The sequence below is a fragment of the Massilia sp. 05N420 genome (assembly GCF_056397205.1).
In genome coordinates, this window is record NZ_JBFTMX010000015.1 from 262772 (window position 1) to 277054 (window position 14283).

Sequence of the window (14283 nt, forward strand, 5' to 3'; positions counted from 1 at the left end):
GGCCACCAGAAAAGTGAGGAGCATCAGTAAAGTTGCCAAGTCACGGCAACGCCGTAGGGGGAAATCGGCAAAAGTACGCATGGTTCAGGCGTAGCGTGTGGTCGAGCTTCGGCCATCGTCCAGCGGGACGATGAAGCCCTTCATCTGCTTCTTCTTCGGGTCAGGTGACTGCGCCTTTTGTTTATCCTTGTTTTCGTTCATCAGCGTTACCCAATCAAAGAAGGTTTTCTCGATCTCCTGTGGTGTAGCGCTTCCACCGCTATTTCCTTCGGTCGCGAGCTGCGTCCAGATTTTTTTGCGCAGGACAGTCGCATGGCGCGAGTCGTTCGTGGCCAGGTTGATCTCGCTGTCCACCGCCATGCTGCGCTGGTTCAGGTTGGCACTGCCGAGCGTGAAAAAGCCGTCGTCGACCAGCAGCAGTTTGGAATGGATATAGATCTCACGGTAACGCCACTGGCGGCGCGCCTGGTTGAATTCGCAGGCGTTGAGTACGGCGACGCATACCCGCATACCGAACGTCTCTTTGAGAATTTGCTCGGACGGCTTGTCGATCTTGTTGGCAGTTGGGATGACGTCCGTTAACGCTTGCGGCACGCTTGCGACCCTGTCAGCAACGTTTCTCAAGAGCGGCTGCTTTGACGCTGTTCCCTGAGCCCTAGCCTTCTCTTTTTCATTCGCGTCCTCAATCATCTTGACCTGACCGGTCATGCCGTCCTGCTGTCCCAAGGTTGCCAAGGTGTCGTACGTACGCGGAACCATCTCTGCACGTTCAGGCGCTGGGATGACCACGAACACATGCATAACCGGCAGGTCCTCAATGCCCTTTCCGATCTTTGCGCAGTTGCGTTTCCACCCAGCGATGACTCTTTTTCGTACCGCCAGTAAGTGCTCGGCCCAGTCCTGATACTGGAAATACTGGTTTTCCATGTACAGATAGCCCGTCCCTCCGGCGGCTACACGGGTCGCGTTGAAGTAAATGTCTTTGATCGTAAAGTCGTCTTCTTCGGGCTGGGTCCTGACAATCTGCACCGTCGAGTCATCGGGTGCGGCTTTGCGCAACAAGGCGGCGGGAGGGGTGCCACACACATACGCCTTTGCCTTGACGTCCCCACCCGCGCGTGCCCATGCCCGCTCGAAATTCTCATGGAGCGGTATGAGTGCCCGACCGCCATCAATGCGGCAAGCGTAATCGCGGTAGGGCTTCAAGGTCTCGAAGTCGAAATTGCCGTCGACGCCCTGCGTATGCTCTTTCTTCGTCTTGGCTGCGCCTTGTTCGCGCAGCGGATTCTCGACGCCATGTTCGGGGGTGTCCCAGTAGTCAGTCAGCGAATTTAGCCCCATGATGTAACCGACCGCTTTCTTGCCGTCGTTGTAAGCGAAGTCGATCAGGATTGGCTTTTGATGGTGGGTTCCGCAGTATGTCAATAGGTTGCTCTCGACGGCATCGGGTTTTCTCGTCTCGTGGCCAAGCGAGTCTTCGATGCTGCTTGAATCGCCGTCGCGCTTGCGAATGGTGATTCCCTGCAGCCGGCCGGCAAATGCCGCTTTGTACCAACTGCAGCAATACTCCTCCCTGGCCATGGCCGCCAGTCTGTCGCCAGAGAGATTCCATTCTTTCTTGTGACGGTTATTCCGGGCATGCTCCTGTATCAGTTGCAGACTGCGTTTGGCATTGATTTGCTGGACTTCCACATCGCTGTCCTGAATGCGCCAGGGGCTTGTCCCATGAGTGTGCCCCGGCATATGCTTTTGTATGAATCCTCCGCTGTGACTGTACCAGACCAACAGCCGGACCTGCACGCCCCGCTTTCCCGCAGCAATCAATAGGTCGCCATATGTCTCCGCTCGCGGCCAGTTGTATCCATTGCGTACCAGTTCCATTCCAGGATCGAAACCCCAGCACACCAAGTCGATGCTGCCTTTCGCTTCCTGAATGTCCTTGGCGATGGCGGCGAAGCCCTCCTTTCCGCATATATGGACGCTCAGCTTGTTATTGTGCGTAATGGGATGGCTGGCGTTTCCCTTCTTGTTCTTGTTCTCCGCAAACCACTGGATGGTGCTGGTCGCATTGCAGCTGACTTCATCGATGTGAACCGTCTCGGTTCGCAGATAGTTTTCAGAGCCCATGAGATCCCCTGTTCAGTTCGCTGCCAATTCAGGAATGCAAGCGCCCGTCCGCCGAACCATCGAACGAGCGCGCCCCTTGGTTCGACTGCACCTGCTCGCTGTGCAAGGCCTTGTCCCTGGGATCGAACTTTTCCCAAGCCTTCAGATCGAATTTATCGCCGTTCGCCAGCTCGATCATGTAACCCGGCGTCCCGCCCGCATGCTCGATGGCGATACGTCCCAGGTCATCGGTGATGCCTTCATCGACCTGGCTGCCGTTCTTGTAGAGGGTGTAGGGAACGTTCGCAAACGGGCGTCCGTTCTCGACATGGGTTTTCAGCATGAAGAGCAATTGCTTCGGGTCGTCCGGCGTCTTCGGTTCCGCAATGGTGACCTTGTGCTCCGTGGACGCTTGCGGCCGATTCTGGGGCGCGAGGGTTTCGAGGTTGCCGTGGAATAGCGCCGGCTTGGGCGCGAAGACCTGCATGCGGTCGGTGATTTCGACCATGCATTCGGGGCCGTGCAGCCGCACCCCTTTCTTCCCCTTCAGGTCGATCCAATCGGTTTGGCTGATCAGGGACAGGACCTTGTTGGCGATGACCTGGATGTCGTCGTCATGCGCCTGCACCGTGATCTTGCCGGCCGCCGCAACCAGCTTCATGCCCGCCTTGTGGACGAACAGGCGGAAGGTTTGCTTGATGCTTGCGAACAGGCTGTCACCCGTTGCGATCGAGAGGCTGCATCCAGCCGTCAGCGCCGTGTGCTCGGCGCTGGCGATGTGGGTCGATTGTGCCGAGGTCGTCTCGATTCCGGCCGGGCTGGCCAGGACGAGGTGGGGCTGGGATAGCTCAGGAAACTTGTTACCGGCGCCGCGTACTGCGTCGTTCTGCGCCTTCAGCGCATCGGCGACGTCATGCTGCTGCCCACTTTCCTGTGCCAGACCTTGCAGTGCGGCTGTCGCCTGGTCATCGTGCAGCTTGTGCGCGGCGTCCAGCCGGTTTGCCGTTTCGCCCATGTCCTTGATCGGCCCGCGCCCGGCTTGCCGCGCTTCGGTCGTGATCAACAAGCCCTTGGCTGCGCGCGCCACGCCATGCCCGTCGGTGCGCAGCTCCCAGCCCTCCCCGCGCTCGTCCTTGCGMCCMGCGTTGTCCTCGATGCGCGTGATGTGGCCGAGCGACAGTTGACTGCACTGGTGATCGCTTTTCAGCTGTGCCTGGATTCTATCTGGCGTGTCATCGAGCACGAGGTGGTTGCCGCGCGCCCCACCGCCCAGCTCCCGGCTGCGCAGGCCGGCGAGAGACTGCTGCTCCGGCAGGGACCACGGCGGCATGTGGATTTGGTTGTAGAGCGCGCCGAGGATGAGCGGATGGTCGATATTCCCGTTGGCGTACACAACGGCCACTTCTTCGCCAACACGGGGCAACCGGATCTGCCCGAACTGGTCGCCGGCCGCCGGGCTCAATACCCGAATCCACGGTGAGCTTTGCTCGTTGTAGTCACCCAGCCGGTCCCAGTGAAACTGCAGCTTCACCCGCCCGTAGCCGTCCGTGTGGATGTCGGCGCCGGCCGGGCCGACGATGATGGCCGTGTGCAGCCCCATGTAGGTAGCCGGTTCACTGTTGTAGTTGCGACCGGGACGCCAGCGGATGTCCTGGCGGATGCAAGTGAAGCGATTTTCGTAACGCGAGGGGGCTCCGGGGCCGGCCTGGTAATTGTTCGATACCTCATGGTTGGCAGACAGGATCAGGTAATAACGGTCTCCGATGCCGCTGCGCGGCTCGGCGCTGAAGTGGCCGCCGAGCTTGAACCTGCGGCCCGGCAGCACGAAGCGTTCATTGCCCTTTACCTCGAAATACTGCGTGTCCTTGTCTGCTTCGTCCATGCGCCGCGCTGCCAACTGTTCACCGTCGCGGAGCAGGCAAAAGCCGTAGGAGCCTGTGTCCTCATAGACCTCGTAAGGGAAGAAATCGCCTTGCTCGTTAAGTGAAGGGGCTTCAGCACGTTGCGCCCTTGGATTCTTGTAGTCGAATGTCGCCAGCGTGGTCCTGCCTGAGCCCAGGCGCCGGATTGCTGTCCACTCGTGAATGCCGTCGTCCTCGCGTGAGCCGCTACCGTCATGGAACGAGATCACGTACATTTCCTCGTCGATCGGCGCGGCCAGGAAGCTGTTATCCGAAATCATGAGCTTGTGGCCGTCGAATCTATGCTCGTACCAGTAGTACAGTCCGAGCGCTTCCCAGCGCCGGTGAAGGTGGTTGTAGTCGGTCTCGTTGTATTGGTTGGCGACAGTCAGCTTCGGCTCGTCGATGGGGTACACGTGCCAGTCGGCCTGACGGTAATGCCGCAGGGTTTCCTCGGTGATCTCCCGCACATTCTTATTGTGGAACGAGACGCAGTCCTTACGCAGTCGTGCAAACGCCAGCCAAGGTTCGAGCACCATCCGGTAAAAGGCGAAGCCGCCATCGCTGCGCAGGAAGCGGAATTCAGTGATGTAGCCGTTGAAGTAGCGTAGCGACCCATCTTCCCGGACCAGGGAGATCGTCACCATCCGGCCCATCAGCATTTTTAGCGGGATGCGCGCGTCGTCCGACAGCACTTCGACATCGAAGCGGAAGCTCCGCGAAACTTCCTCATGGGCGACCAATCTGTTCGGCAGCAGGATCGCGGGCGGCCCGTCGTTCAAGGGGAAATCGAGCCGCATGAGCCGGTTATGCTGGGACGCGCCGCTGAATGCCGACCGTGCGGCACCCGCCGCGATTTCCTGACTTTCGCCCATTGATTTCCTCCCAATGCCCGTGTCGCCTTGGCCGAAGTGAAAAATGTTCAGCGAACACCTTACCCGGGGGCTGCAAAGAAGAACTTAATCAGTATCAACACGTTTCCCTGCGCCCTGTCCAAGGTTTTTCTGACAGTTTTCCTGGAGGAGACCCGCAACGCCGAAAAACCCGAAGAGGGACAATCAAACGGGTGCCACAAACATGATTGGCCAACAGCTGGTAAGGATGAACAGCTTCGTCAACATCGGACCGGCGGTTGGTTCGCAGCCCTGTGACACAGCTTTTTGGCCGGGTCCCGGCACTCTGTGCAGGCGAATCAGGCGCGACCCGGTCACGGCGCAGGCCTGGCTGACAAAAATACGCCAACAAAGAAAAAGCCCCGGTACAACTAAGTAACCGGGGCTTTCCTGAGTCATCGGAATCCTGCGGAATCCGGACGCTTGCTTAGACGTTGAACAGGAAGTTCAGCACATCGCCATCCTTGACCACATATTCCTTGCCCTCGGCACGCATCTTGCCCGCTTCCTTCGCACCAGCCTCGCCTTTGTAGGCAATGTAGTCATCGTAGGAAATCGTCTGCGCGCGGATGAAGCCGCGTTCGAAGTCGGTGTGGATCACACCAGCCGCCTGCGGGGCGGTATCGCCGACATGGATGGTCCAGGCGCGCACTTCCTTGACGCCGGCCGTGAAGTAGGTCTGCAGGCCGAGCAGCTTGTAGGCGGCGCGGATCAAACGGTCCAGACCCGGCTCTTCCATGCCCATGTCGGACAGGAAGGCAGCCTTGTCGGCGTCGTCGAGGTCGGCGATTTCTGCTTCGATGGCGGCGGAAATCGCCACGATCGGCGCGTTCTGCGCTTTCGCGTATTCGGTCAACTGGTCGAGCAGCGGGTTGTTGGTGAAGCCGGTGTCGGACACGTTGGCCACGAACATGGCCGGCTTGGCGGTGATCAGGCACAGCGTCTTGATCATGGCCATCTCGTCCGCATCGAGGCCGGCGGTGCGCACCGGCTTGCCTTCGTTCAGGTGCGGCATCAGGCGCTCGCAGATCGCGACCAGCTTGGCCGCATCCTTGTCGCCCGAGCGCGCCTTCTTGTTCTCGCGGTGGATCGCCTTTTCGACGGCGCCCATGTCGGCCAGCGCCAGTTCGGTCTGGATCACTTCGATGTCGTCCAGCGGGCTGACCTTGCCGGCAACGTGGATGACGTTGTCGTCTTCGAAGCAGCGCACCACGTTGACGATCGCGTCGGTCTCGCGGATGTGGGACAGGAACTGATTGCCCAGGCCCTCGCCTTTCGACGCACCCGCCACCAGACCGGCGATGTCGACAAATTCGACGATCGCGTTGACCATGCGTTCCGGTTTGACGATATCGGCCAGCGCCTGCATGCGCGGATCCGGCACCTCGACCACGCCGACGTTCGGCTCGATGGTGCAGAACGGATAGTTTTCAGCCGGGATGCCGGCCTTGGTCAGGGCGTTGAACAGGGTGGACTTGCCGACGTTGGGCAGGCCGACGATGCCGCATTTGAGACTCATGGGAAGCTTTCAGGGGTCGAATTTACGAAACCTCATATTGTAACCCCGCTTGCCCCCGAAGACTGCAAATGCCTGATCAAAGGGGACGAATGCGCGACAGATCCGGCTTTTCGACGAAAGAGGCGAACTCGTCACGCAGCCGCCCGCCCTCGTCCATCGCCTGTTTCCAGGCAAGAATCCTCGCATCGTGGTTGAGGCCGTAGAACTTGAAGTCGCTACGGTCGATCAGTTTCCCGCGCGGCAGTTTGGCGAGGAATTCGGGGCTCGGCGCCACGATGAGCACATTGTCCAGCCAGCCGCGGTTCGGTCCGCGTGCGGCGCGGCGCCAGGGCAGCGCCTTGTCCAGCCAGCCCGGCACGATGTGCTCGCTAAAGTGCGGATACAGGACAATCGCGCCCTGCTCCTGCTGTGAAAGGCGCGTGTAAGGCAGCGCCAGGTTGTAATCGATGATGCCGCCGTCCCAGTAGTGGCCCTGCGGCGCCCCGGCGATGTCGCGCACCGGCTTCATCAGCATCGGCAGGGTGCCCGAGGCCAGCAGGCCGGACGCCAGGTTCTCGCGCGTCAGCGGCGAAAAGTGGGTGGCGAAGCTGTCGAACTTCTCGCCCAGCCAGCTTGCAGCGCTGCGCACGTCGCCGATCACCACCCGGTCCATCAGCCGGGCCAGGCGGTCGCGCGACGCCAGGTTGTGCAGCGCCGCCGCCGCGAATCCCTTCATTTCCGCATACCGGTGCCCGGGCGCTGCCAGGGAGCGCTTGCCGCGCACGGTCAGCAGGTGCAGGCGGTGCTGCTGGTGGTTGACGATGTCGTCCTCGTGGCCGCGCACGAATTCTCCCAGCAGGCCCTGCACCACTTCGTCGATCTGTTCCTGCGAGGGCTTCGTGCTGGTATAGCGCTGGCCGCTGTAGAGCTCGCCCAGGCTGGCGAAAGCCTTGACCGGATCCTTCTGGCAGGCGGCCGCCATGCGCCAGGCGCCGATCGAGGAGCCGATCAGGGTGCGCTCGCGCGGTGCGATTGGGAACCACTCGCCGAACACCCATTGGTCGAGCGAGCGGAAGATCAGTCCCTTGGGGCCGCCGGCGGCGGCGGGAACGACCGCGATGTCGCGGGCGCGCAGGCCATGCGCGCGGATCTGGGCCAGGGCCAGCGGCCCGGCGTGGAAGCTTAGTGCGCTCATCCCGAAATTATCGCAGGAAGAGCGCGCTTGCGTTCGCTCAAGGGTCAACAGGTCGGCCTTCGTAACATGGTCCGATCGCTCACTTCATGGAAGCCGCATGGCCACCCGCCGCTGCACAGCACAGTCCGCTATCGCGCCCTGCCCGGCCTGGCTTCCGGGCTTGCCGGCGCTTGCCGGCCTGCTGGTGCTGCTGGCCCTGGTGTTTGCCAGCGCCCCTGCGCGGGCGCGCGACACCGGCACCGATCCGGCGGTGGTGATCGACCGCTTCATCCAGCACTACGTGGTCGAGCCCGACGGCAGTTACCGGCTCAGCGTCGATCTTGCCAAGACCATCGTCCAGCAGCGCGCCCTGCGTGCCCACGGCCAGGCCACGATCAGCTACAACCGCAGCCTGGACGAGGTGCTGTCGCTCGAGGCCTGGACCATCAAGCCGGACGGCCGGCGGGTGCCGGTGCAGCCGGGCCAGGTGCAGGACCAGCAGGAAGCGGCGAGTGCAAGCGGCGAAGCGCCGATGTTCCAGGACACGCGCCTGAAAGTCGTGGTGTTTCCCGAGGCCGCGGTAGGCGACCAGCTGGTGGTGCGCTACGTGCTGAGGCGCAAGGCGGCGCTGTTCCCCGGTCACTTCGAAGACCTGTCGTCCGCGCCCTTCTACCTCAACAAACATTACCTGCTGGTCTACGACATGCCGGCCTCGATGCCGCTGCATGCGGACGCGGTCGGCTTCGTCCCGGTGCCAGGCGACAGTCCGCCGGGGCGCCGGCGCTACCAGTGGCGCTACGTGAACGGCGACAACGATCGCCTCGAGGCCGGCTCGGTCAGCTACCTCGACTACGGCAAACGGTTGGCGGTCTCGACCTTTCCCGATTACACCGCCTTCGCGCGCGCCTTCCGCCTCGGTGCCGCGCGCGCCGCCGGCAAGGCCCAGCCGTCGGCGACCATCACGGCCCTGGCGCGCCAGCTGACGGCCGGGCTGCCGGACGCGCGCGCCCGTGCACTGGCGCTGTCGGACTGGGTCAGGCACAACATCCGCGGCCACTGCAAGGACCACGCCGGCCTGCTGGAAGCCCTGCTGGCCGCGGTCGGCATCGAGAGCAGCGGCGCGCTGGTCAACAACGGCAACGCCTACCGCCTGCCGGATGCGCCGACCCTGGGCGTGTTCAACCACATGATCACCTGGGTGCCAAGCCTCGGCCTCTACCTGGATCCGACGACGGAGACGGTGGGCGCGGGCTATCTGCCGGCCGRCATCCTCGGCAAGCCGGTACTGCTGCTGAAGACCGGAACCTTCGCGATGACGCCGATCCTCCAGCCCGAGCGCAAGCGCACCACGACCTGGTTCGACATCCGCCGCGACGGCCAGAGCCGCTTCAGGCTGAGCAAGACGGCCAGCGGCGCGATGGCCGAGCCCTGGCGTAGCGCGATGAAGGATTCGCGCCAGGCCGAGCGCGACGCCTTCGCCCAGCGCATGCTGCAAGGCCTGGGGCGGAAAAGCCGCGGCGTCTTCGATGCGGTCCCGGGCGATGGCGCCGGCAGCGGCGACGAGGTCCGGTTGTCCTTTTCCGGCACCAGCGACGGTTTCCTCGACCTGCGCGGCCCGAGCGGGCTGGCCACCACCTACGATCTCTGGGGAGGGCTCGGCGAGGCCGTGTTCAAGCTCGGCGAGGAGAGCGAGCGGCGCCAGGACTTCGTCTGCCCGGCCATCGACATCGACGACGAAACCGGATTCCGCTTCCCGAAGGGGGTGCGCATCCTCGCCATGCCGCGCCCGGTGCAGCTGATGGACGGCGGCATCACCTATCGCGCCAGTTACGCGCGGCGCGGCAGCGAGGTCGTGGCCAGGCGCCGCCTGACCTTCCGCCATGGCCGCGCCACCTGCACCCCGGCCGACTTCCGTGCCATGCAGCCGGCGCTGGAGCGCATCATCCGCGACCTGCGCAGCCAGATCGTCGTCGCCGGCAAGCAGGCGCTCTAAGTGCGCAGCCGCGCCACCGCCTCGTCGCTCAGTTCGAAACGCAGGTCCACCCGCTCGCGTCCCGAGCGGTAGCCGCCGGGCCAGCGCGCGATCACCTCGAAGCCGCAGCGCTGGAAGAAGCCGGCCGTGTGCGGATGCGTGTCGACCGTCACCCAGCGCGGCCTCAGCTTGCGTCCCGCCATGTGCAGCAGGCGGTAGTTCAGCAGAAGACGACCGATGCCGCTACCGTGGCGATCGGCGCGCACCAGGCCGAACACCAGCGTGCCCAGGTCGTAGAACGCCGAGAGTTCATAGCCGCCGAAGGCGACCACCTCCTCCCCCTCGACCGCGACGAAGAAGGGACCGTCCGGCTCGTCCAGGGCCGAACGCAGCCAGGCCTCTTCGGATGCCGGAAAATGGTCGGGGACATTGCTGCGGAAAGCGGCCAGCACCGCCTTGCGGTCGGCCGGGCGATAGCGCCTGATGCGTAGTTTCATGCGTGCTCCTTGTTGACTCTCATGTTGGCCGTTACATTATGGCCATGCAACTCGACGAAACCATCAGCGTGGAAGATGCCGTGCAGGTGCTGGCCATGGTCGGCGACCTGAGCATGGGCCTGCCGCCCGATCACTCGATCCGGACGGCGCGCCTGGCCGCGCGGCTGGCGGAAGAAAACGGCGATGCCGCGGACGCCTGCACCAGCACCCGCCTGGTCGGGCTGCTGCGCTGGTCGGGCAGCACGGCGACGGCGGCCGGCTTCGCCAACCTGCTCGGCGACGACGTCCTCGGCCGCCACGCGATGGTAACGCGCACCATGTCCGGCAATCCCAACCTGACCCTGCCCAATGTGCTGCCGCTGGCCCAGATGCAGTGCGAAGTCGCGGGCGACATCGCCGCGCTGCTGGGCCTGTCGAACGATGTCGAGGAAGCCCTGCGCCACCTGTTCGGCAGCCACCACCGCGGCGACATGCAGGATGCGCTGTTCGCGCCGAACATCCCGCGCGCCGTGTACTACGTGCGCCTGGCCGGCGACCTCGAGGTGCTGGCGCCGGCCCACGGCACGGACGGTGCCTTGAAGCTGATCGGCGAACGGGCCGGCGTCAAATATCCGGCGACGCTGGTGCAGCGCCTGCTGCCCCACGCCCAGGACTGGCTGGCGGCGCTGGACGAGCCCTCCTGCGCGGCCGACTATCCCGGCCACGACCGCCGCGTGCCGCTCACCATCATCGCCGACGTGATCGAGCTGAAGCTGCCCTGGCTGGCCGGCTACTCGCGCCGCGTGGCCGAGCTGGCGAAACGCAGCGCGGTGCCGGCGGGCCTGATCGCGCTCGAGGAAAAGCCGCTGGTGCGGGCCGCCCTGCTGCATGGGATCGGGCGGGTGGCGGTGCCGAACGCGGTGTGGCAGCGCCCGGGAAAACTGTCCGTGCTGGAGTGGGACCAGGTGCGGCGAGTGCCGTTCTGGACCGCGCGCGCCGGCGACCAGGTGCCCGCCATCGTCCAGGATGCGACCCTGGCCTCCTTCGTCTACGAGCGCGTGGACGGCAGCGGATACTTCCGCAAGGCGCGCGGGGAAGCGATCGGGATGCAGGAAAGGGTGCTGGCGGTGGCGGCCGCCTACACGGCGATGTGCTCGCCGCGCCCCTGGCGTCCGGCCCATGGCGAGGCCGCCGCCGGGACCCTCCTCGTCGCCCAGGCCGGCGCCGGACGCTTCGACCGCCAAGCAGTTGCCGCCGTGATCGAGGCGGCGCGGGCGATGGCACCGAAGCCCGGCAAGGTGAAGCCGGTCCGCGATCCCCTGCTGTCGCCGCGCGAGATCGAGGTGCTGCGCCACATCAGCCTGGGAGAAACGAGCCGGGAAGCGGCGCGCGCCATGAAGATCAGTCCGGCCAGCGTGCGCACCCACGTCGACCATATCTTCGAAAAACTGGAGGCGAGTTCGCGGCCGGCGGCAACTTTAAAAGCGCTGGCACGCGGATTGATCTAGGCAGGGTGGGCTCGGTGAGCCTACGCCGGCCGCGCCCACCCTACATCAATCGGTGTGGAGTTGCGTCGTGGCCTGGTTCAGCTTGCCCTCGCAAACCATCGGAATGATGCGCAGCGACTTGTCGATCGCCTCTTCGATCAGGGTCTGCTCCTCGCGGCGCGGACGGTGCAGCACGAAGTCGGCCACGCCCTGCTGCAGGTTGAGGGTGCGCGGATGGCCGATGCCGAGGCGCAGGCGCCAGTAGTCCTGGGTACCGAGCGCCGAGGTAATGTCCTTCAGGCCGTTATGGCCGCCCGAGGAGCCGCCTCGTTTGAGCTTGGCTGCACCGGGAGGAAGGTCGAGTTCGTCGTGCACCACCAGGATCTCTTCCGGGGCGATCTTGAAGAAGCGCGCCAGGCTGCCGACCGACTGGCCGGAGCGGTTCATGAAGGTCAGCGGTTCCAGCAGCCACACCTCATTGCCCGAGATCGAGGTCTTGGCGACCATGGCATTGAAGCGCGATTCGCGCTGCAGGCGGCAGTTGGGCAAGGTGTTGGCAAGGTTGTCGACCAGCCAGAAGCCGGCGTTGTGGCGGGTTTGTTCATATTCCGGGCCGGGGTTGCCGAGGCCGACGATCAGGCGGATGTGCATAAAACGGTCAAGTTCGCGTAAAACTCGATTATCGCGGAAAACCGCGAATGGCTGAACAAAACAAAAAACCCGCCGAACGCGAGTCGGGCGGGTTTTTGTCAAACCGCTCCCGAAAGAGCGGTAGCGAGTACAAATTACTCGGCAGCGGCTTCGGCCGTAGCGGCACCACGCGGCACCGACGAGGTGGCGATGGTCTGGTCTTTGCCGTGAGCAACCACGGTCACGCCTTCCGGCAGGGTCAGGTCGGACACGTGGACCGATGCGCCGGTTTCCAGCTTGCTCAGGTCGACGGTGATGAATTCCGGCAGTTTGCCCGGCAGGCAGGACACTTCCAGTTCGTTCAGCACGTGCGACACGATGGCGCCGCCCAGCTTGACTGCCGGCGAGATCTCGGCGTTGACGAAGTGCAGGGCGACCTTGGTGTGGATCTTTTGCGAAGCATCGACGCGCTGGAAGTCGACGTGCAGGACCAGTTGCTTGTATGCGTGCATCTGGAAGTCACGCAGCAGCACTTGCTGAGCCTTGCCATCCAGTTCCAGGTCCAGAACGGCACCGTGGAAAGCTTCTTTCTTGAGCGCGTGGAACAACGCGTTGCCGTCAACGGCGATCAGTTCCGGGGCAGCGGCGCCACCGTAGATGATGCCAGGGGTCTGGCCAGCGTTGCGCAGGCGGCGGCTCGCTCCGGTACCTTGCTGTTCGCGTTTGAATGCGACTACTTTCATGTGAAACTCCAAAAATAAATGGGCACGAATGCCGGAAAGCTCCGGCCCGGTTGCCCGAATTGTGAACACCCCCGCGACCAGGGGTGTCCGTGGAATGAGCGCATTGCTACGCACTCAAGAAATCGACAACGCATGGACGTGGGCACGGGGTGCCCACGTTCTTATTCTCTTAGTCGACGAACAGCGAAATGACCGAGTCACCCTTCACGATACGCTTGAAGGTTTCGGCCAGCAGCGGCGCGCTGGTCAGTTGACGGATCTTGCCGCAAGCCTGGCCTGCCGGGCTCAGCGGAATCGTGTCGGTGACGACCAGTTCGTCCAGCGGCGAATTCGCGATACGCTCGATGGCCGGGCCGGACAGGACCGGGTGCGTGCAGTACGCCACGACTTTCTTGGCGCCACGCTCTTTCAGGACTTCGGCGGCCTTGCACAGGGTGCCCGCGGTGTCGACCATGTCGTCCATGATCACGCAGTTACGGCCCTGGACTTCACCGATGATGTTCATGACTTCCGACACGTTCGCCTTCGGGCGGCGCTTGTCGATGATCGCCAGGTCGCAGCCGAGGCGCTTTGCCAGCGCACGCGCGCRCACCACGCCGCCGACGTCCGGCGACACGACCAGCAGGTCGTCGTAGTTGCGCTTCTGCAGGTCGCCCAGCAGGATCGGCGATGCGTAGATGTTGTCGACCGGGATGTCGAAGAAGCCCTGGATCTGGTCGGCGTGCAGATCCATGATCAGCACACGTTCCACGCCGGCTTCCTGCAGCATGTTGGCGACGACCTTGGCCGAGATCGCAACACGCGCCGAGCGCGGGCGACGGTCCTGGCGGGCATAGCCGAAGTAGGGAATCGCCGCGGTGATGCGGCCTGCCGATGCGCGCTTGAGAGCGTCGACCATCAGCATGATTTCCATCAGGTTGTCATTGGTGGGAGCGCAGGTCGATTGCAGAACGAAGACGTCCTTGCCACGAACGTTCTCGTTGATTTCGACCATTACTTCGCCATCGGAGAACTTCGAGACCACGGCCTTGCCAAGCGGGATGCCGAGGTTTTTTGCGACCCCTTCTGCTAGCGCCGGATTGGCATTGCCGGTAAAAACCATCAGGTTTTCGTAAGCCATGGGGAGTCCCAGAAGAGTAAGCGTTGAAAGAAACTGAAAAGACGTTAATGCAAGAAGATTAACGCTTGGACTACAAAAAAAATGGGCCGCTCTAGGCGGCTCCCACTTCCATTGCCTGCTGGAGCACTAGTCATCCACAGCTCAGGCAAAATCTTTGGCAGGGGAACAAGGATTCGAACCTTGGTATGCCGGAATCAAAATCCGGTGCCTTAACCAGCTTGGCGATTCCCCTACACTGAAACTTGTACTGCTTTTGCTTCTTATCACCGCTTTAGCTTGTTGC

The 14283-nt window shown here is 63.2% G+C and carries 10 protein-coding genes and 1 tRNA gene; 2 read left to right on the forward strand and 9 right to left on the reverse strand.

Features of this window, described 5'->3' with window-relative positions:
• Positions 1-84: 84 nt before the first annotated feature.
• The 4 genes from AC1DIX_RS12440 to AC1DIX_RS12455 form a co-directional block, all read right to left on the reverse strand.
• Positions 85-2127, reverse strand: a complete 2043-nt coding sequence (locus AC1DIX_RS12440) for a phospholipase D-like domain-containing protein (protein WP_477324613.1) — start codon at positions 2125-2127, stop codon at positions 85-87.
• 28 nt (positions 2128-2155) lie between these two features.
• Entirely contained in the window at positions 2156-4882 is a 2727-nt protein-coding gene (locus AC1DIX_RS12445; protein WP_477324615.1) for a type VI secretion system Vgr family protein, read from the reverse strand.
• 445 nt (positions 4883-5327) lie between these two features.
• Positions 5328-6419 carry a redox-regulated ATPase YchF gene (gene ychF, locus AC1DIX_RS12450; protein WP_441934895.1) on the reverse strand — a complete coding sequence of 364 codons (1092 nt, stop codon included), beginning with the start codon at positions 6417-6419 and terminating at the stop codon, positions 5328-5330.
• Positions 6420-6495: 76 nt separating this feature from the next.
• Positions 6496-7593: a patatin-like phospholipase family protein gene (locus AC1DIX_RS12455; RefSeq protein WP_477324617.1), complete on the reverse strand. Its 1098-nt coding sequence runs from the start codon at positions 7591-7593 to the stop codon at positions 6496-6498.
• Positions 7594-7690: 97 nt separating this feature from the next.
• Between AC1DIX_RS12455 and AC1DIX_RS12460 the strand changes: the two genes are divergently transcribed.
• Complete coding sequence (locus AC1DIX_RS12460) at positions 7691-9565, forward strand: DUF3857 domain-containing protein (RefSeq protein WP_477324619.1); 1875 nt, start codon at positions 7691-7693, stop codon at positions 9563-9565.
• Here AC1DIX_RS12460 and AC1DIX_RS12465 read toward each other — a convergent pair.
• Positions 9562-10041, reverse strand: a complete 480-nt coding sequence (locus AC1DIX_RS12465) for a GNAT family N-acetyltransferase (RefSeq protein WP_441934892.1) — start codon at positions 10039-10041, stop codon at positions 9562-9564. The genes AC1DIX_RS12460 and AC1DIX_RS12465 overlap by 4 nt on opposite strands.
• Before the next feature lie 44 nt (positions 10042-10085).
• Here AC1DIX_RS12465 and AC1DIX_RS12470 point away from each other — a divergent pair, with 44 nt between their 5' ends.
• Positions 10086-11528: an HD domain-containing phosphohydrolase gene (locus AC1DIX_RS12470; protein ID WP_441934891.1), complete on the forward strand. Its 1443-nt coding sequence runs from the start codon at positions 10086-10088 to the stop codon at positions 11526-11528.
• Between the two features lie 45 nt (positions 11529-11573).
• On the opposite strand, the gene pth is transcribed toward AC1DIX_RS12470, so the two are convergent.
• The 4 genes from pth to AC1DIX_RS12490 form a co-directional block, all read right to left on the reverse strand.
• Positions 11574-12158, reverse strand: a complete 585-nt coding sequence (gene pth, locus AC1DIX_RS12475; protein WP_441934890.1) for an aminoacyl-tRNA hydrolase — start codon at positions 12156-12158, stop codon at positions 11574-11576.
• A gap of 134 nt (positions 12159-12292) precedes the next feature.
• A complete protein-coding gene (locus AC1DIX_RS12480; protein ID WP_441934889.1) occupies positions 12293-12880 on the reverse strand; it encodes a 50S ribosomal protein L25/general stress protein Ctc in 588 nt (195 codons plus the stop codon).
• A gap of 169 nt (positions 12881-13049) precedes the next feature.
• Positions 13050-14000 carry a ribose-phosphate pyrophosphokinase gene (locus AC1DIX_RS12485; protein ID WP_477324622.1) on the reverse strand — a complete coding sequence of 317 codons (951 nt, stop codon included), beginning with the start codon at positions 13998-14000 and terminating at the stop codon, positions 13050-13052.
• Positions 14001-14155: 155 nt separating this feature from the next.
• Positions 14156-14232: transfer RNA gene (locus AC1DIX_RS12490), tRNA-Gln, on the reverse strand.
• Positions 14233-14283: the final 51 nt, after the last annotated feature.

Coding starts and splice junctions, on each gene's coding strand:
- AC1DIX_RS12440 (WP_477324613.1), bottom strand. CDS start 2,127: ATGGGCTCTGAAAACTATCTGCGAACCGAGACGGTTCACATCGATGAA.
- AC1DIX_RS12480 (WP_441934889.1), bottom strand. CDS start 12,880: ATGAAAGTAGTCGCATTCAAACGCGAACAGCAAGGTACCGGAGCGAGC.
- pth (WP_441934890.1), bottom strand. CDS start 12,158: ATGCACATCCGCCTGATCGTCGGCCTCGGCAACCCCGGCCCGGAATAT.
- AC1DIX_RS12470 (WP_441934891.1), top strand. CDS start 10,086: ATGCAACTCGACGAAACCATCAGCGTGGAAGATGCCGTGCAGGTGCTG.
- AC1DIX_RS12455 (WP_477324617.1), bottom strand. CDS start 7,593: ATGAGCGCACTAAGCTTCCACGCCGGGCCGCTGGCCCTGGCCCAGATC.
- ychF (WP_441934895.1), bottom strand. CDS start 6,419: ATGAGTCTCAAATGCGGCATCGTCGGCCTGCCCAACGTCGGCAAGTCC.
- AC1DIX_RS12465 (WP_441934892.1), bottom strand. CDS start 10,041: ATGAAACTACGCATCAGGCGCTATCGCCCGGCCGACCGCAAGGCGGTG.